Source organism: Formosa sejongensis, from assembly GCF_033447105.1.
In the GTDB taxonomy this organism is placed as follows: Bacteria; Bacteroidota; Bacteroidia; order Flavobacteriales; family Flavobacteriaceae; genus Formosa.
On record NZ_JAWQUN010000011.1, the window covers coordinates 1 to 20,454 of the forward strand.

Annotated in this window: 15 protein-coding genes and 1 tRNA gene; 1 reads left to right on the top strand and 15 read right to left on the bottom strand. The window is 32.2% G+C overall.

The features are described 5' to 3' along the window. Positions 1–1,967 precede the first annotated feature (1,967 nt). From hsdR to rseP, 15 genes are all read right to left on the bottom strand, one after another. Positions 1,968–4,352 (bottom strand): EcoAI/FtnUII family type I restriction enzme subunit R, encoded by a 2,385-nt coding sequence (hsdR, locus tag R6X41_RS11525; RefSeq protein WP_318500409.1) that lies wholly within the window; start codon positions 4,350–4,352, stop codon positions 1,968–1,970. A gap of 380 nt (positions 4,353–4,732) precedes the next feature. Further along, positions 4,733–5,836, bottom strand: coding sequence for a restriction endonuclease subunit S (locus R6X41_RS11530; protein ID WP_318500411.1), 1,104 nt, complete (start codon positions 5,834–5,836; stop codon positions 4,733–4,735). A gap of 14 nt (positions 5,837–5,850) precedes the next feature. Next, complete coding sequence (locus R6X41_RS11535; RefSeq protein WP_318500413.1) at positions 5,851–7,305, bottom strand: class I SAM-dependent DNA methyltransferase; 1,455 nt, start codon at positions 7,303–7,305, stop codon at positions 5,851–5,853. A gap of 74 nt (positions 7,306–7,379) precedes the next feature. Further along, positions 7,380–8,036, bottom strand: coding sequence for an NUMOD1 domain-containing DNA-binding protein (locus tag R6X41_RS11540; protein ID WP_318500415.1), 657 nt, complete (start codon positions 8,034–8,036; stop codon positions 7,380–7,382). A gap of 17 nt (positions 8,037–8,053) precedes the next feature. Next, positions 8,054–8,974 (bottom strand): winged helix-turn-helix domain-containing protein, encoded by a 921-nt coding sequence (locus R6X41_RS11545; protein WP_318500417.1) that lies wholly within the window; start codon positions 8,972–8,974, stop codon positions 8,054–8,056. Between the two features lie 713 nt (positions 8,975–9,687). Next, entirely contained in the window at positions 9,688–10,671 is a 984-nt protein-coding gene (locus R6X41_RS11550; RefSeq protein ID WP_318500419.1) for a DUF3871 family protein, read from the bottom strand. A gap of 1 nt (position 10,672) precedes the next feature. Continuing rightward, positions 10,673–11,536, bottom strand: a complete 864-nt coding sequence (locus R6X41_RS11555) for an AAA family ATPase (protein WP_318500420.1) — start codon at positions 11,534–11,536, stop codon at positions 10,673–10,675. A 93-nt stretch (positions 11,537–11,629) separates the two neighbouring features. Beyond that, the gene (locus R6X41_RS11560) at positions 11,630–11,977 is read right to left on the bottom strand and encodes a hypothetical protein (protein WP_318500422.1); all 348 of its coding nucleotides are present in this window, start codon (positions 11,975–11,977) and stop codon (positions 11,630–11,632) included. Positions 11,978–12,152: 175 nt separating this feature from the next. After that, positions 12,153–13,343 (bottom strand): T9SS type A sorting domain-containing protein, encoded by a 1,191-nt coding sequence (locus R6X41_RS11565; RefSeq protein WP_318500424.1) that lies wholly within the window; start codon positions 13,341–13,343, stop codon positions 12,153–12,155. Between the two features lie 113 nt (positions 13,344–13,456). Next, the gene (locus R6X41_RS11570; RefSeq protein WP_318500426.1) at positions 13,457–14,311 is read right to left on the bottom strand and encodes an HNH endonuclease signature motif containing protein; all 855 of its coding nucleotides are present in this window, start codon (positions 14,309–14,311) and stop codon (positions 13,457–13,459) included. After that, the gene (locus R6X41_RS11575; RefSeq protein WP_318500428.1) at positions 14,311–15,027 is read right to left on the bottom strand and encodes an OmpA/MotB family protein; all 717 of its coding nucleotides are present in this window, start codon (positions 15,025–15,027) and stop codon (positions 14,311–14,313) included. The genes R6X41_RS11570 and R6X41_RS11575 overlap by 1 nt, the downstream gene beginning before the upstream one ends. Beyond that, positions 15,027–16,568, bottom strand: coding sequence for a MotA/TolQ/ExbB proton channel family protein (locus tag R6X41_RS11580; RefSeq protein ID WP_318500430.1), 1,542 nt, complete (start codon positions 16,566–16,568; stop codon positions 15,027–15,029). The genes R6X41_RS11575 and R6X41_RS11580 overlap by 1 nt, the downstream gene beginning before the upstream one ends. A gap of 76 nt (positions 16,569–16,644) precedes the next feature. Next, positions 16,645–17,847: a site-specific integrase gene (locus tag R6X41_RS11585; RefSeq protein ID WP_318500432.1), complete on the bottom strand. Its 1,203-nt coding sequence runs from the start codon at positions 17,845–17,847 to the stop codon at positions 16,645–16,647. 239 nt (positions 17,848–18,086) lie between these two features. Continuing rightward, positions 18,087–18,160: transfer RNA gene (locus tag R6X41_RS11590), tRNA-Asn, on the bottom strand. Between the two features lie 77 nt (positions 18,161–18,237). Beyond that, positions 18,238–19,584, bottom strand: a complete 1,347-nt coding sequence (gene rseP / locus R6X41_RS11595) for an RIP metalloprotease RseP (protein ID WP_318500434.1) — start codon at positions 19,582–19,584, stop codon at positions 18,238–18,240. 166 nt (positions 19,585–19,750) lie between these two features. Here rseP and R6X41_RS11600 point away from each other — a divergent pair, with 166 nt between their 5' ends. Further along, positions 19,751–20,425 carry an SCO family protein gene (locus R6X41_RS11600; RefSeq protein WP_318500436.1) on the top strand — a complete coding sequence of 225 codons (675 nt, stop codon included), beginning with the start codon at positions 19,751–19,753 and terminating at the stop codon, positions 20,423–20,425. Positions 20,426–20,454 lie beyond the last annotated feature (29 nt).

Here is a 20,454-nt window from a genome sequence, read left to right on the forward strand (position 1 = left end):
CATCTTCCCCGAAGGGTAAGGTAATAATGAGTTTTCTTTTTTTATCTTAACTCGTTGCCTCGTTAAGCGGGTGCAAATATAAAACCCTTTTTTTAATCTCGCAATGTTTATTTGATTTTTTTTAAGACCGCTTTTGCAAGCTTTCCCATCCAAATCAAATCAACACTCAAAGAACTTTCTATCCTAAAAACGTTGCCGTTTTTAGCGGTTGCAAACTTACAACCTTTTTGTTTAATAACATGCTTTTATTTCTCTTTTTTAAAACTAATCTAAATCCGATAAATAATCTACTGTTAATGAACGTTTTGCTTACCTTTACTACCGTAGTTGACTCGCTAAGCGGGTGCAAATATACATACTTTCTTTCTTAGTAATCTAATGTTTTATAAGATTATTTTGAAATAATATGTAAAGCGAATGTTACTAGAGGGTTATGTGTGGGGAATAATTGGAAATGAAATGTGATTGACTAAAATAGATTCCTTTTAATACTAAATAGACACACTTTATAAGGACTAATTAAAAACAGCCTCTATATATAAAGGAGCTTACTCTTTTCAGGATACTACAATTCTTGGACACACAACCTTAAGCATTAATTTTCAATTAAAAAAAGGCGCATAGTTCGCCAAGAATAAGCTAACATCTACTAAAAACGGGAAAATAAATCTGATGCACATAAGCAGTTAGGAGATAAACTAACAGCTAACACCCGTTGACTCTGCAATAGAAAGACATTATGTTAGCCAGTTAAAAAGAATACATAAACTATCAGATAACAGGGAATTATTCCAAAACACCTAAAAGTACTTATCCTACACCCTATTATATCACATTTTATATACTCTAACATTTTAATGCATTACTATTTCAGACCAGACAATGTATAAAGATAAAAAAGAGCTCATTTTCTATTTTACTTATTTATTAATTTTAATCGAAAAACATTTTGCTAGACCAAACATCACTAACCATAAAATTCAGTTAATTATTTGTGTTGCAGTTAAAACTAAATTCATATTTTCAGACTCAATAAGATGTTCAGCAATTCCTATATAAATAAAGAGCAACTTACCTTCTGCTCTAAACTCTTTATCAAATGCAACTATTTTATATATTAATCATTTACGAGGAATTCTAGAATCTTGTATAATCAATCTTCCTGTATCATCATCTTTAATATGGAGTAAAAGATTAAATCTTGTTTCTTCTATAAAATTTTCACTTTCATCTAAATTATTACTTCAACTCGTTTTATTACATATGTAGTTTCCATTAAAAATCTGTAAAAAACAATTAATATGGAAAAAACATATAATTAAAAATTTCATCAAATTGAATTAAAACCAAGAACAACAATTAAGGAAGATTTAAAATAACTCTATTACAGTTTCCAAAAAATAGGTATTACAATTTTGACATTAGCTTAATCATAGCCTCACAACCTTTTTCTGCACAACCTTTCCTAACTTTCTTGTGTTACTTTCATTCTTAACGCCCCAATAATACTATTCAGATATTAATAATGGGGTACCCAAGATTAAAATGGGGTACCTGTAGAGGTACCAGAAATCATCTAAATACACGATATTCTCCTATTACAAACTATTACCACCTACAACACGAAAACCCTCACTATACACCACACCACTAGCCCCAAAGTATAACGCATAAAAAAAGCCCTACATTTCTGTAAGGCTTTTAGCTAGCTTTGCTCCCTCTCTTGGGCTCGAACCCTAAAGAATAACAATTTAACTATCAATACTTTACACTGCCCTTTATTTTAATGGTATCCGAAAAGAATGCCTTTTTATTTTTTATATTATTTTAAAGTTAGACTTTTTTTGCTAGAATTAAGATGGTTCCCGGTATAATAAATATACCACTTGTTTTTAACCTCAACTAAATCGACAACTGGTCAACTTATGATTTAGAATATCATTTACGATAACTAGATCTACATTTTACTAACTAGCAAAATTGCCATATAAATGTTCTTGAAATCCTATAAAGGTATTTCGAATTGAAGAAATATCTCCTAATTGATTTTTTGCATCTGCAATGGCTTGATATTTTAGAACTAATAAATCACCTAATTTATCGTCGTCTAATTCTTGTACACCAGATTTTATATACTGATCTAATACAAAGTTTAAGAACTCCTGTTGTGCAGGATTATAACTATCGAAATGAATTCTAGCTCGTTCCGCTCTTTCTTTACGGGGAACCAACTCTTTCTGATAGGCAATATATGAAAGCACATCGTATAAATCGCTGTCCTCTCCGTGTATTAATCTTTTTAAATCATCAATCTGAGATTCTGTATACCCTTTTTCAGATAAGGCTTCTATTAGTTTTTTACGCGTATCAGGCAAACTCCAAATACGTCTTAATTCTGCTTCATCTTTAAATAGGCTAGGGATATCTCCATATAATAGTTTAATAAATTCGACAGCAGAAATTTGACCTCCATTCGATGGGCTCCAAAACGTTGTCTTTATCATATGATCTATTTCTAGAGCTTTAGTACTTGACAACTTGACTTTCACCATTCGTACAGGTTCTTCTTCACATACACACGGATCGTTATTACAGACATAACACAATGGATCTGGTTCTTTAGCACACTGACATGGCTTCTGACCACATTCTGTACATGTTTTACCTTCTCCTCTTGGCGTTGGTTCTACAGGATCTAAAGGTTCTCCATCCCATTCAGGGTCTTTAAAGTGTTCGTGTGCTTCTACAAAATCGAATACAGTAAAATAGTCCTTACCATCGAATAAGCGCGTACCTCGTCCTACAATCTGCTTAAATTCTATCATAGATTTAACAGGACGCATTAATACGATATTACGTATCTCTGGTGCATCTACACCTGTACTTAATTTTTTAGAGGTTGTTAATATGGTTGGTATTCGTTTTTCATTATCCTGAAAATCACGTAAATGTTGCTCACCAATCTTTCCATCGTCAGCCGTTACACGACAACAATAATTAGGGTTCCTTGAAGAAGAAAATTGATTAATCAAATCTCGTACAGCTAAGGCGTGTACTTGTGTAGCACAAAACACCAACGTTTTCTGATCTTGATTAATCTCTTGCATAAATAACTTTACACGATAGGCTTCACGCTCTCTAATCTCGATAATACGATTAAAGTCTGATTCTGTGTATTCTCTGCCATCTTCTATTTCTCCAAACTCTACATCGTCATCGTCTGTAAAGGTGTAAGAGTCTAATGTCGTGCTTATCTCTTTTACTTTAAAGGGTGTTAAGAATCCATCGTTAATACCTTCTTTTAGAGAATAGATATATACAGGATCTCCGAAGTACGCATACGTATCTCCGTTAACATCTCGTTTTGGTGTAGCGGTTAATCCTAGCTGAACTGCGGGTTCAAAATACGTTAAAATAGCACGCCAAGAGCTTTCATCTTTAGCTCCACCACGATGACATTCGTCTATAATTATAAAGTCGAAAAAATCTTTAGGATACTCACCAAAATAAGGTGAATCGTCTGGACCCGACATAAAGGTTTGAAATATGGTAAAAAAGATACTACCGTTTTTAGGCACACGTTTCTTTTTCTTTATTTCTGAAGGATCAATACGCACCAAAGCATCTTCTTCGAATGCATTAAACGAATTGAAAGCTTGATCTGCTAAAATGTTACGATCTGCTAAAAACAATATTCGTGGTCTACGGCTTGCATCTCGCCTAAGATTCCATTTAGAATGAAATAACTTCCACGCTATTTGGAACGCAATAGCAGTCTTTCCTGTACCTGTAGCAAGCGTTAATAATATTCTGTCATTCTTTTCTGCAATAGCATCTAACACCTTTGTAATGGCGTTATTTTGATAGTAACGTGGTTGCCATGTACCGCTTCTATCTTCGAATGGCACAGCCATTAAACGCTGTTTCCATTGTTCTATTTCTACCTTATAATCTTCTTTAGGCTCAGGAAACGTCATCTCCCACAACTCGTCTGGTGTCGGGTATTTAGATACATCGCCTTCTATGCTTTGTTGCATATCGACTCCATAAATCTGAAGTCCATTTGTGGCATACGTGAATCTTATATTTAAACGCTCTGCATAATCTTTAGCCTGACCTAATCCTTCTGTATAATACGAACCTCGTTTTTTAGCCTCTATAACAGCCAAACGCCTGTTTTTATATTCTAATACATAATCTGCTTTTAAGGGAGCTGCACGCTTATTCTGACCAATAAGACGCCCTTTAGTAATAGGAAACTCTAGCCAAATACGACTACCTTCTACACTTCCCCAACCAGCTTCTTTTAAAGCGGGATCTATATAATCATATTTGGTTTGAGATTCGTTCATACTTTTTCACTTAAAATCAAAACTGAATCAAGAAACAAAAACCCATCAATCGCAATAGTTTTCAATACCTTATCAAAATTTTGTGTTTTTTTATCCCTTTGAGTCAAAACTGAATCAAGAAACTTTTATAACTTCTATTTCCAGAGCTTTATTTATAATGTTGCTTATATGTTACCAACTGTTGCTTAACAGCTAGAAACCGCCTAAAAATAGACATTTTTATTAATTTTTGCCTGTTGCTTAATTGGTACTACTTGTTTTTTAATGTTGCCTTTTAGCCTGCAATCAAATAAAAAACGCTTGTATTTCTGCACTTCATCTCAGTTATTAACACCTCTCATCAAATAACCATCAAATAAGATTATTGCGTTCATTGTCGTTTAAACCACCACCTCTTTATTAGTTAACTCACCCGCAAAAGCTTTTTGTAAAATTGATTTTTTAAGTTCCTCTAAATCTTTTAGTTTTTGAATATAATTTAATTCAATTTGCATTGTTTGTTTACCTAACTCCTCCATTTTTGGAATAATTTGTTTTTGTTCTACAATGCTAGGATATGAAATATTTATCCTCCGTAAATCAGAATTATATAATCTTGAAATTGTTGCTCCTTTAGAGGGGTTCCAATCACAAACTCCATAAAACTGATACAGATATTCATTAGTTACAAATTCTTCATTATTATCAATCCAAACAATATTAGAATCCTGAAAATAAGCTGGCATACCATCATATATTACTCGTCTCCCTATTGTACCTGAAGCAGAAATTAAGATATCTCCAACCTTTGGGAAAGAATATTTACTTTTAAAATCATCGTAAATCTCTTTTGAAATAAATGCATTTGCCTCTTTTCCAAATGTTCCTATTTTATAAAATGGAATTTCGCCATTAGGTGTAGTTTGCTTCTTCAAAATTCGCTTACACATTGAAACTTTACCCAACTCGCCCAAACTTTTCTCTTCCCAACCATCACCTGTTTGACTAAAAATGTCATTAAGTTTAGACTGAAACAACTCCTTAGCATTTTCTATATTTTTTTCAATATTAGCTTTGGCTTGGTCTATTGCGGTAAATGCTTCATCTAAAATCGCTACTATTTGTTGTTGTTCTTGGAGTGGTGGGATTGGAATTTGGATTTTTAACAAATCTGATTTAACTAAACTAGGTCTTCCTGAACCTTTATCTAAAGTCGTAAAATCAAAAGACTGACAGAAATAGAATAAATAAAATTTATTTAACCCATCTAAAGCATGCAAACCGAATGCTGTATCAACATTCCAAAATTTCGTTTCAATAAACATAGGGTTATTTATAGTCCCTTTACGTCCAATTATAGTTGTTCCCTCTTCACATATGTAATCATTTGCATAAGCCATTATTTTACCCGCACTACCAAGTATTGGATATTTACCTTTAGTGTCTTCAACTCCTTTTTGATTTCTACCACTTCTAATTTCAAGTACTTCTTTCCAATATTTCAAATTCGAATCGTTGCTCATATCAATTCTTTAATTGAATTCAAAATAGAATTGGTTTCCATATCCAAACGCTCCATTTCAGCTAGAATCACTTCTGGTGTTCGTAATGGAGCTTCTTCAGGTGTATTAGGGTTTTTAACAGAAAGATAGAACGTTGTGTCGTCTATATCTGCTATTTTAATATTCCAAGACTGTTCTGTTTCAGATTTTGTTTTTTGTGTGGTAACAAATGCCTCTAAATCTTTATCGTTTAAAGGATTTGTTTTACCCATATTACGCCCTGGGTTTAATTGGTAATACCATATGTTTTTAGTTGGTTCTCCTTTATCGAAGAACAACACTACCGTTTTTACACCGGCACCTAAAAATGTACCTCCGGGCATATCTAGAATAGTATGTAAATTACAGCTCTCTAATAGTAACTTACGTAAAGCAACGGAAGCATTGTCTGTATTACTAAGTACCGTGTTTTTAATAACTATTGCAGCGCGTCCTCCTGTTTTTAAACTTTTTAGAAAGTGTTGCATAAACAAGAATGCAGTCTCTCCTGTTTTAATATCGAAATTCTGTTGTACTTCTTTACGCTCTTTACCTCCAAATGGTGGGTTAGCTAATATAACATTGTAACGGTTTTTCTCTTGTATTTCGCGTATGCTTTCACCTAAGGTATTTGTATGTATAATGTTTGGTGCTTCGATGCCATGAAGGATCATATTCATAATCCCGATAACATAAGCAAGGTTCTTTTTTTCTTTACCGTAGAAGGTGTTTTCTTGTAGCGTTTTGAGGTTAGTCGTGTTCTTTTCCATACGCTCGTACATGTACTCGTATCCCTCGCACAGGAAGCCACAAGAGCCTGCTGCACCATCGTAAACCGTTTCTCCTATTTGTGGATCTATAACATTTACCATCGCTCTAATAAGCGGTCTTGGTGTGTAGTATTGCCCACCATTTCGACCTGCATTACCCATATTTTTGATCTTGGATTCGTACAGGTGGCTTAGTTCGTGTTTATCTTTTGAGGAACGAAAAGGCAACTCGTCTGCGTATTCTAAAATCTCACGTAAATTGTATCCGCTTTGAATTTTGTTTTTAAGTTCAGAAAAGATTTCACCTATTTTATATTCTATAGTTTGTGCACTTTCTGCTGTGTGCTTAAACTTTGCTAAATACGGAAACAGTTCGCCATCTACAAATTGTACTAAGTCGGGTCCCGTTAAAGAGACATGTATATCTAGTTTACCATCTGCGTCTTTAGGCATTGCCCAGCTTCCCCAACGGTATTTATCATCTAAGATGTAATTGTACTCTTGACCTCTTAATTCAGCTTCGTCTGCTTTATCTTGCTCTAGCTCATCTAAATACCTAAGGAACATCACCCACGAGGTTTGCCCAATGTAATCTAACTCACTATCTGCTCCTGAATCTTTATATAAAAGATCGTCTATATTTTTAAATGTTTGTTCGAACATTGATTGCTTTATAATTAATCTTCTAAAATAAAGAAAAGGGAGCTATTATGCTCCCCTTTCTTGGTTTAAATTTTTTAATAACTCCAAAGATAACCACCACTTTGTTTCCGTTCTCCTCTGCACGCTCTAGCGATACTTGTTTTGGATAAATTATTAAGTTTTGATGCTTGTGCTACTGACTTATAAGTTGACAACTTATCACCTTTTAAATTATACTGATGCACTTTCTTTTTCCGGAGATCCTCCTTTAATACATACGGCACAGTTAAATCGTAACTCCAATAAAAACCTTTGCACGTTTTGTTCTGACCAATGCACGTATTACCTATTGAGTTTTTACAGACTCCAACTGATTTGGATGCGTTTTCTAAACAATCGTATGTATTTAAAAGGCTTCCGTCCTCCACACTATATTGATAAACGGATTTTTTAAAACCTCCACCAGCATCTGCATTATAACCATTAGTTTTAGAGTTTAAGGCTTTAATTGTTTCCTTTTCCTTTCTAGCTAACTCGTTTGAATCTGATGCCGTATCTGTTTGCTCCCACATAAATGCATCTGCACCATAGGTTGCTATAGCTTGTGCAAAAGGTTGCTTCTCTCCCCGATTTGCTCGTTCTATATGATCTAATTTACGTTGTTGCATTGAATTTGTAGTTGCCCCAACGTAAGCTTCTCCTGTAATTTTATTCTTTACAGTATATATAATTGCTATTTTGTTATTTTTCATACTCTAATACTTTAATTTTAACTGTAACGCACTTCATTTTCATGTATCATATTACTGACTCCTACGAGCAAACTTCCAAATCTGCTTTCCATATCACCTCTAATGATTTTTTTAGCGTTAGTTGTAATCTTTCCAGCCATATGAGGACTATATAAACTGGTCCTCCCCATATTTTCAATTAACTTAGAATCCTCTTCAGACATAGTAAACCCTTTAAACTTTGGCACTATGGCTTTTAAACAATCATAAATTTGATTTATACATTGCCTGTAATCTTCTTCCTCAATAGGATAAGCATTTTCAATACTTTTAAGCTTTTCAATTAAATCTTCTAATTCACTTTGCTTATCATATAAATCATCCTCTTCAATCACCCCATTTATGGGGTTAGTAAGATTATTAGTAATCTTGTTCTTAGTATTCTTGTTCTTAGTTGTAGGAGAATTTTGATATTCTTGAAAGTCATTTTCTTCACTTCCTGAAAGGTAACTTTCAACCTTCTTACTGTTTTCGACACTTGGCACGGCATTTTCATTACGTACATCTAACCTCCATTTCTCGTATGCGGGCTCATTGTCTTTAATATATTCATGGATATAATTTATATCTAAATAATAATAATTTGGTTTACCTAAACCTTGTTGTGCAGTTTCAATTAATCCTGCCTTTTTTAATTGTTTAATTCTCTTTTTAATAATATTTTCAGAGAAACCTGTTTCTTCTTTAATATCTGAATAGCTTATATAAAACCCTATTTTTCCTTTATATGGTTCTAACTTACCTTCTTCTTCCCAGTATTTATGTTTATAGATTAATACTGCTAAAATATCGGCAGTAGCTGGGTCAAACATTATTCTAACCACCTTCGATGTTGCTATAAAATCATATGGAATTTCAGTGTTTTTACTCTGTTTATTTTTATTTAATTTTTTCGTCATTCTTCTAAATTTTAAAATTAAATGTCCTGTCCGCTCCATTAATAAATAACGCCGAACTTTTGTATTTAATCAATCCTTCTGATTAAATTTATTAATAAATAATTGTTAAAAATTTTTGTCGAGGCATTTGAACTTGCCTTAATAGAGAGCAGTACCTCTGCCTCTGTAGTATATGTGAATTCTTAATATTTAATTTTTATAGAATTCATTTACAACCTATTATCTATTATTGGACCATATAATTAAAAGAATAAAAAATTGTCAATTAGTCATATTTACTTTTACTAGGACCCTCATTTTTCGTGCCTGACAAAATAAAGGACTGACAAAAACATCAGCCCTTTTATTAATTGCAATTGCATTTTCAGGGGTTTTGTGTTTAGAGTGTAAAAACCATCTCAAAAGCTTGATTATCCAAAATACAGCATAAACCACTTTATTCTATAGCAAAATGTAAAAATGATAGTAGTAATACGCTTCTCCGTTTATAATAAAAACGGTCGTCATATTGGTTGAAATTTTCACGCTAGTTACCTGACATACATCATTCTTTTTTGACATTCCAATGTCATGTTTAACCTCAACATTGAAAGGACATTTTAATTCGATTACTCTATTTTCACTATTTACCACCAGAATACTTTTAGGCGAAGCGTATTTTAATAACTCCGCCCATTGTTTTGAATTCATAAAACCTGTTGAATTATGTATTATTAATTATTTAAGAACCAATTTGAACGCTCATTTTCTAACGAATTACATAGATCTCGTGTAAACTTAAAAGCGCACAAACTACGTTCTAGATAATTATCGATGTAGGATGACTTGTTAGCTTCAGTCAATAAATTGTATACACGCCACATGTCTATAGAGCCGTTTTCAGCTCGTTTAAAGTTTGGACAATTGTAATACTCCTTAACCATTTTAGTTATCTGAGAATCGTTCATATTAAACTTAAAAATATTATGTTGCTCAGATTTTGGCATACTTTGGAACATTCGGATCTTACCAATTAGATGTGCAAATTGTGATTCGTTAAGCACATAATTCTGCATCTGGTTTAATTCCTCTAAATGTTGTTTAAAATCGTATCCGTTAAACAATTTCTCCATACGTTCGTCTAGCTCTGAAATCGAACTAATCCGTATATCATCACATAACCCATCTGTGCTAACGCAAAGGTTCGTACACACCTTATTCGTGTACCCTATGAATATCTTGAACTTCTCAACTGACTTTCTACTATAAAGGTTTTCTTGATTTAAGCTTCGAACACCGCCTACACTTAACGTTAGTTTGTTACCGCTAACAGTACTCGTTATATCTGGTATATTAATTAGAAACGCACAGCGTTCATAATAAATGGTTTTTTCATTATCCAATAGCTCCTTTGCTGGCTTACCAATTGCAGAAGGAATTCTACCTTTAATTACATGACTAACACGTATGTCTGGCATATTCACCTTAATACCAGGAAAACTCGATTTAACGGCTTGAAAAGTTTGATCTACAAATTGAAAATGACTTATCGTACTTTCATTATCTTTAGAAAACACAGGTATAATACACTCGTCTCTTAAATGGTTTAATGTAACCGATTCCGTATTTGCCTCTATAAATCCACTCTTATTATTTGCTTTCATAACCACAACATCTTCAATGACGTGGCTTGAATTATTATTTAGTACTAAATCCATATTATCTATTATTTAAAATGTTATTAGAAGAAATAACTTGAGAGGTTACGTTTTCTATTTCTGTCTTGCGTTTAAGAATACTAGGCTGAATTGAATCTTTAATCGCTATATATTTCTGATAGATATGACGTAACCCTTCAACCGTTTCACAATTATTAATATCTATTTGAGCTTTGGCAATTAAATCATCTAGCTCGCACCACATTTTTAATTTTCTACCTGTAGATCCATTAATAATAAATTCAGGCTTCCCTGTAAACAATCCTGTTCTATCTTTACTTGATATAGCCATATGATTATCGTTAATTAATTCGAAGTTTACTGTAAGTTCATATTCAAAACCATCTCGTGTAATTTCTTTTGTTCCATGCTTAACCACTTTAGTTTTGCCGCTTGAATTAACATCCATAGAGTAGTCTATCTTACGTCTTGTTGTCGTTAAAACATGGCAAGACGACTTTAGTATAGCATCTATAAAAGATTGATGTCGAGGCGTTATTTTAGCCCAATCCTGAAACCTACCTCCAAGCTTTTCGTGGATTTGCAAACAACCTCCTGTACCCATCCATTCGTGAGATACACTATCGATTATCACGACTTCCATACCTGCATTTTGACACGTATTTAAAGCCTCAATATATCTTTCTGGGGCATATGGTTCCTGAAGTTGCAAGACGTTAAACTCGCCTAGATTAGCGTATAAATTAGCGCTATTATTCTCTGTATCAATGATTGCTATTTTACTCCAATCGTTTGTTATACCATACGCTAACAACAACGCAGAAAAGGTCTTTCCGAAGCCACTTGCTCCACTTAAACCAATTCTTAATTTTACCTGTTCTCTTTTTGCTACTTGTAATTTCATATTCTTGATTTTTAAATTGTTTTACTTCATTTTTGGACATAAAAAAAGAGCTCCATTTCTGAAGCTCTCCTCTATATGTTTTGTTACTAACTCTTAATTAATACTGTCTGATTGCTGGATGACATGATCCTGCAATACTTCTAAACTTTCGTCGACAAACTCCCAACGATGTTTTAATTCAATCAGCTCACCTGTAGATTCAACTACATAGGTGTACGGATCACACATTACTTTCTTAATCTGACCATCAAATTGAGTACCGAGGATGCTTTTACATACAGCTTCATCGAATGTAGTCGGAACAGTTGCAGTTCTTACCGTAAAGTACAACCTCCCAGTCTTCTGACTTTTAACTGACTCTACTCCACCTTGAACGATAAGTGCATGAAACACCTCACCGTTTTCTTTCTTAATTGTTTTAAAATCTTTAATTGTAACCATTGTGTAAATTTTTAATTGTTAAACATAAGGCGGGGTATCCCGCAATTTACAAAGGCTGGGGGGTTGATATATGGATTAGTAGGTTCTTGTAGAAATTGAAAAATTATTTTAAAAAATTACAAAAAAAAGAGCCTCATTTCTGGGGCTCTTGGATTATATTATTTTAAAAATAAATTTAATGCTTAATGATCTTTTTAACTTCTCTTCCTTTTTCTGAATCTATCTGAATAATGTAAATTCCTGTTGAAAGATTATTGACCTGAATGGTTTTTGGATTAGAATTAAAAGATTGTAATTCCTGACCTGATAATGAATAAACACGAACAGCCGTAATATTTAATGGAGATGAAATTGTAATAGTCTTAATAGAGCTACTGTAATATACTTTGCTATTCAAAGAATTGAAATCTTCTATACTTAGAGTACTACATTCTTCTTCATTATTTACAAATGTAGAATTAGCGTCAATATCAGTCCAATTTGCAGCACTAAAAGAGGCATCATCAACATAAATACATGTTAATTCAGGATTATTTTTTGAATTATAATGCCAAATTTCAGTATTATTTCCGTTTCTTAGATCTAGATAAGTTAATTGATTATCCTCACATCTAAACTGCCATAAAAAAGAATTAGAACTCAAATCCAACTCTTTAAGATAATTACCCTGACACCATAATAATTCCAAATCAGGATTTAAACCTACATCCAAACTACCTATTTGATTTCCCGAAAAATCTAGTTCTGCTAAAAGGAGATTTTGACTTACATCTATACTTTTTAATTGGTTCCCCCCGAACCACAACTGATGTAAACGCGTATTTAAATTTACATTTAAACTCGTTAACTGATTCCATTGACAATAAAGCTGGAGTAATTCCAAGTTAGAACTTAAATTCAAACTAGAAAGTTTATTCCAAGAACAAAACAAGGCATCCAACTTAGTATTTAAACTTATATCTAAACTGACTAATTCATTCCTTTCACAATACAACCACCTTAAATTAAGATTTGAAGTTACATCCAATTGACTAAGCTGATTATTATTACAGAATAAAAACATTAGGTTCACATTTGAGGCTACATCCAAACTGTTAATCATATTTTCATTACAATTTAAACTAGTTAAAGCTATAAAATCTTCTAAACCTGTTAAATCTGATATATTTTTATTAGAAACATCTAACTTATCAATTACGCTTATATTAGAAGTAAACACAACACCATTAATAATAGGATCATCATCAATACCTAGATCTATTAAAGCTTGTTCAAAATTAGGATCAGGTATCGCTGTTGTTTGCCCTTGCATAGATACATAAGTGAACAGCATTAAAAATAATGGTATTAGAGTAATTTTTTTCATATTGATTTGGGTTAGTTGTTATAACATCAAAATTAATTTATTCCCTACGATATATTTTACGACTACCCGTAAACCTAGTATTATAATATTGAAGTAACTTCTTTCGATAAAAATTATCCTTTTAAAAAATTTTTGAAATTTTCAAAATACAAAGACAAGTAAGGGTTATTAATTTTTAATAACTGATTTTCATAATTTCTAACTAACTCATGAAGAGTTTCAGACCTATATGGATATAATTTAGCTTGTTTTAAATGATGCTTATCCTTATAGGTATGACATAGTTTACATAAAATTTGTAAATTATCATTAGAACAATCGTTTTTATCGTAACCATTTACATGATCTACATCAAAATAAAATGCTTTATGTTTATCGTTTAATTTAAAACCACAATCATCACATTTCAAACCGTGCTGATCTTTGAAAGCTGAAGCTATTTCTTTCCAGTTAATAGGGTAGCCATATATATTATGCTGATTATCTGGAATTATATTAGTGGTTTTATCTTCATCATAAAACTCAACACTATCATTGCTATCAAAAAATTCTTCAGTATCTGAAATATTTTCATTTAACATTTTAGAACAAAAACTACACAAGGGCAACACCAAGTCTTCTTTCCATTGGTGATTTGCTCGTTCAAGAACTTTCACAGAATCAGCATTAGACCAATGATAATCACCGATAAACATAGATTTCTGCTTCATAGTTTGACAATTAAAAAGATGAAATCTAGGATTACCAAACTCCTTAATTTTATATGAATTCATATAATAATACCCTCTAATCCAATTCCCTCTATGTTTAAGATAAACTCCATCCTTTCTAAATTCAATATTGCCGGCATCCTTAGCTTTTATAAAATCAACATCTTTTAGCACTACATTACTATCGTAGAAATCTAATCTTGGAACATTTATGTTATCCAAAAACTTATGTGAAATATTGAAGGAATGAATTGCCATTATTTAAGCTGTTTTAAAATTTCATCAAATGCTTCTTCTGTTCTAGTCACGATTTTAAACTCTACACGCCTTGAATAAATATCATTTGGTTCATTTTTAGTAACCTCCACTAACTCCTTATCATTATCAAGCATCCTTCCAAACGACAACCCATTAGATGTTAGCATAAACAATAATTGGCTCTTATAATTTTGACTTAAATTATTATAATAATCTGAATCTTTAAAATACTTTAAAACCTCAGTCGACCTCTCTTGGGACAACATAATATTACTTATATATGGATCCTTATCGTATGCCCATGCAGTACTCTTATCGGTATGCCCTTCAATTCTAATCTCTAATATTTTTGATCGATATTGATCTGAAAGTAATATATTAAAATACCTAGGTAAGAAACTATCTAAAACCTCTCTGAACTTTGGTCTTAGATTTTTCTTCCCTTTCGCAAATAATATATCTGGATTAGTGAATTTAATAGATAAATTATCATCCATCTCGACATTCCAATCTTGAAAATCTTTACTGAATTCATTTTTTAAGTCTACTAAAAGACTATCCTTAGTATTTTGAAAATCATTTAAAATAATCTCAACTTTATCTTTTTCTTTTTCAACTTCGGAAATATAGGAGATCGCAATAAACATAAAAATCACCATTAAAGCGGTCATTAAATCTGAAAATGATATCCATGAGGATTCTGAATTTTTAATCATTAGTTTCTTTGATTACGCATTAACCTCTGAATTAACTCATCCAAACTCGTTAAAGTTGAACTTAACTGAGTTTGAAATTCTCTATTAATACCGTTTAAGCTAGAATTAAGCATATCCGATGTATTACTTATTACACCTACACCTTCATTTAACTGTTTTTTGGTCTGCTTCCAAAAATCTCCATTATACTCCTTTATCTTACTTATATCCTCTAATTGGGCCATTAATAATGAAACAGATTGTTTTACACCTCTCTCCTTATCTATCCAATCATTTAATTTATGTGTTGTCTTATCGAATGCATTAATATTTTTCTCTATTTTACCAATTGCATCTAAAAGGTTCTTTGTCGAATCCTTAAAACGATTATCTTCTAAAATGACTTGTTTAAGCGTATTAATTAAAGTAATTAATTCACTGTTCTTATTCGTTAGTTTATCAGTATTAACAACTATTTCAGAAGACACTTTAGAAAATTTTTGAATGTTTTCAGAACTTATTTTAAATTCATTTACAGTCTGCGTGTGCTTCTTAGTTAAGTCTGCAACCATCTCTTTATTCTCCATTTGCCAATCATTTAGTGTTTTAACACTATTATTTAACTCTTGAAAATTCTCCTGAACCAACTTATTTATCAACTCAGACATTTGTGCATTAAACTGTTCTGTAACACTTTTCATAACCTCAACTAATGCTTCTGTATTATTTTTGGCAAGCAATGTGCTAAATTCATCAAATTTGGTTTGAATTAGATTACTGTTTTTAGTCATATGATCGACAACTACCCCTACTTGCACATTTAAATTATATGAAGCATCTTTCTGAGATTCATAAATCTTTAATTGATTTTCACCAGAATACGTACTTGCTCTCTGTAAAAAATCATATACTTTTTTATTGTCTTCAAGAACCAGTTTATTATGGTTAACTCCCTCTAATCTAAGTTTCTTTATTTGAGTTAACAAGCTATTAGCTTGATCCGTACCTAATGCCGTTGAAATCTTATCTAATTCAATATTTTGTTTTTGAAATTCTTTATAACTTTCTAATTGATCCATTCTCATATTAAATAAAATACTACCAACGGAACCCTCCTGTGAACCACTTAACACTTGCTTTAATTCACTTAATTTTTCTGAATTAGAAATATTAAATCTAGATACTTCCTGAATTAGTAGATTTAAGGCACTAACCTCATCTGTGGGTTCTGGTTCTTTTTTACTTTCTGAATAACCTAAAACAATTTCACTAATTCGACCAAAAATAATTGAAAGCATTATCCCCAAAATAGATGTAACAAACGCACCTTTTAACCCCTCAAGTAATGTTGGAATGCTAGCTGTAATATCAGTAGGATTAAAATCTTGCAGACCAACATAAATACCTATGAATGTACCTAAGACTCCTAATGTTGTGAAAACGTTTGGAATTGCATTATATAAATAAGGGTTAACTCGTTCATTGGTAAAAGCCCAATACATTTGAAAAAAGGAAACAATCCCCCAAACAACAAAAGCTCCATAAATAATATTCGTCCACATATATTAACAATTAAATAATTGTTATAAATTTAAATATAAAGCACTTAGCTATTTTACGGTTTCCCGTAAAACGAAATTATAATTTACTCTTTAACTTAATCATAGCCTCACTCACCTTCTTTTGAACCACCTTTCCATAACTTTCTTGTGTTACTTTCATACTTGAATGCCCCAATAATTCACTAACAATCTCCATAGGAACATCGTTATAAAGCAGCACAGTAGATGCAAATGTTTTTCTGGCTATATGTGTCGTTAAATTCTTTTCTACACCTATAACCGGAGCTATCTCTTTTAAATATGAATTGAATTTTTGGTTACTGATTTTAGGGAAGATTAGACCATTTTCTTGCTTGTATTTATCTACTAGGACTCTAGCTTTTGGAAGCAGTGGAATACTGATAGGTTTAGATGTTTTATCTCGAATCATATTTATCCATAAATTATTATCAAACCCAATTGAAATGTGTTTTACTTCTAATTTAGAGAGCTCATTATAGGCTAACCCTGTATAACAGCAGAATACAAATAAATCCTTTACTAGATTTAGTCTAGCTTGTGTAAAGCCATAATTCTCTAGCTTCAACAACTCCTCTGTAGACAGAAATACAACCTGTTTTTTAACCGTTTTAGTCCTGTGTAGTACAAATGGATCTTTTTCTAAATAACCTTCAGCTACAGCTATTCTAATAGGCTTTCTAAACCGCTGTATAGCCTTATTTGTAGTAATTTGCTTTTGGTTCTTTTCTGTTTTTAAATAGTATTCAAAATCCTCTAAAAACTGTAGACTTAGTGAACCTAACGGAATATCCTTCTTCTTATATTTAGCATACACAAAGCTTTCAACATCGTTACATACGTATTGAAACTTATTAATTGTAGATTGTTTAATTTCTTTCCCTTCGAGCTTATCCAGTTTCTTTAAATACCTTTTAAACGTATTTACCACCGTATCTTCTAATTTGATATTACGACCAAAATATGAATCGCAAATATCCTCTGCATTAAAGTCAATGCTATTAAGTTGTATATTCAAATACACTTTTTTAAGCTTTTGTTGAATAATTAAAAGCTCACCGTTTAAGATATTACTGTTAGGATCTTGTGAAGTTACTTTCTGAGATTTACTATTCCAATGTTCAGGATTTACGAATTGTCCTGTTGAAAACTCCCTTCTTTTCTTTAGATATGTTACCCTACATTTTATAGGACAAATACCTTTACTGTTTGTTTTATCCTTCTTAATTACGAATAAAACCTTCATTGTTTGTTGTTGCATAACCAATTGTATTAAGATTTGACAATTGGCATTCTTTTCAAAGTTATAAAATGGGGCACCAGAGAATAAATTGGGGCACCCGTAGGGGCACCAGAAATCATCTAAACACACGATATTCTCCTATTACAAACTATTACCACCTACAACACGAAAACCCTCACTATACACCACACCACTAGCACCAAAGTATAACGCATAAAAAAAGCCCTACATTTCTGTAAGGCTTTTAGCTAGCTTTGCTCCCTCTCTTGGGCTCGAACCAAGGACCCTCTGATTAACAGTCAGATGCTCTAACCAACTGAGCTAAGAAGGAGTGTTTTGCATTAGCGAGTGCAAATATAGAACTTTATTTCAATTGCACAAAGCTTTTTAAAAAAATATTTAAAAAAATTATTTAAACACTGCTTTAAAGATATCATTTCCGTTCGCAAACAGCACTAACGCTATAAGAATGAAGAATCCAACCATTTGTGCATTCTCTAAAAATTTATCGCTTGGTTTACGTCCAGATATCATTTCGTATAGTAAAAACATAACATGCCCACCGTCTAGCGCTGGAATTGGTAATAAGTTTAGCACACCTAACATAATCGACAAGAATGCTGTAATGCCCCAGAATCGTTGCCAACTCCACGTACTAGGAAAGACATCAAAAATAGCTTTAAATCCACCTACTCCTTTATATGCACCTGTATTTGGGTTAAATATCATCCCTAACTGTGCCCAATAGCCTACAATCTGATCTTTAAACATAGTTGCTCCTACTCCAATACTTTCTACTACTCCGTATGTTTTAGTAATTACATTATAGTAACCTAACTCCTGAAGTGTTTCTGCACTAGCTGTTGGAAAATAAGAAATACCAAACCTACCATCTTCATCGACTTTAAGTGCTCTAGAAAAAGTTTCATTATCTCTTAAAACTTCAACATTTACTGTTTGTCCTTTAACAGATTCTAAAATAGAACGGAACTCGTCAAAATATTTTAATTTAGTATTATTTACGGCAGTAATAATATCACCTTGTTTTAGGTCTACGCCTTTATTAGCAGAAGAATCTGGAACTTGTGCCACTACAAACGGCATACGTAATTCAAACAATGTTCTGTCTTCGCTTGTACTTAATTGTCCTAAGAAATCTACTGGAGTGGTCAAGGTTATTTCTTCCCCATTACGGTTAATAGTAATGGTTTTGGCTTCAATTAACTTCGGCCTCATAGCTAAATACCCTGTTACAGGATCACCATTTATAGCCAGAACCATATCTCCTGTTTGCGCACCCATATTTTCCAGAATAGGATTTGTAATTAAATACCCATCTGTAATACTTTCTGTAGCAATATCTGTTTCACCATAAGCAAATGCCATAACCATATAAATAAGTGCTGCTAGAACAAAATTTACAGTTACACCACCAAGCATAATAATTAAACGCTGCCAAGCTGGTTTAGATCTAAATTCCCAAGGTTGTGGCGGTAAAGCCATTTGTTCCTTGTCCATGCTTTCGTCTATCATTCCTGATATTTTTACGTAACCACCTAAAGGCAACCACCCAATACCATAAACCGTATCTCCTATTTTCTTTTTAAATAAAGAAAACTTGACATCGAAAAACAAATAGAATTTTTCGACACGGGTTTTAAATAATTTTGCAGGAATAAAATGGCCTAGCTCGTGTAATACAATAAGAAGAGAAAGGCTTAATAGAAATTGAGAAATCTTAATTATAAACTCCATGAAGTTTTTACGGTTATATTTTAACGCGCAAAAATACGTTTTTTAAAGTCGTAAAAAAAAATAAACGCAATAACACCTCTTTTTTAACACGCTTTTATTATAAAAAGGAGTCCGTTAAACTTAATTTAACTTGTATTTTTGTACCCCTCACGATTAAAACAAGAATATGTTATCATTTTTTAAAGATTACAAATACTTCGCCATCGTTTTTTTCCTTATTTCGGTGGTAATCATTTCTATTATTTACAATATTTTGGATGTCGAAAAACCGCTACCTATTTATCAACCGTCGCAAGTTGAACAGGAATTGGTAGACAGTACACTTTACGATGTTAGAAAATATCATAAAATAGCCGACTTCAGTTTAATTAATCAAAATGGAAAAACTGTTACTCAAGACGATTATAAAGATAAAATTTATGTAGCCGATTTCTTTTTTACTACCTGCCAAACTATTTGCCCAATCATGACGGACCATATGGCCAACATTCAAAAAGAAATTTTAAATGACGACGAGGTTATGTTACTCTCGCACTCCGTAACACCACAAATTGATAATGTTGCCCAATTAAAAAAATATGCTTTAGAAAAAGGCGTGAATGATGCCAAGTGGAATTTAGTTACAGGCGATAAAAAACACATTTACGAACTGGCTAGAAAAAGTTATTTGGCAGTAAAAACCGTTGGAAACGGCGATGAATACGACATGATTCACACCGAAAACTTTATGCTTATCGATAAGAAAAAACAAATCAGAGGGTTTTACGATGGCACAGATCCTGAAGCAATAAAACAATTATTAATAGACATAGAAATCCTTAAAAGGGAATATAAAAAGTAGTTTTAGTGTCACAATTTTTTTAGCATTAC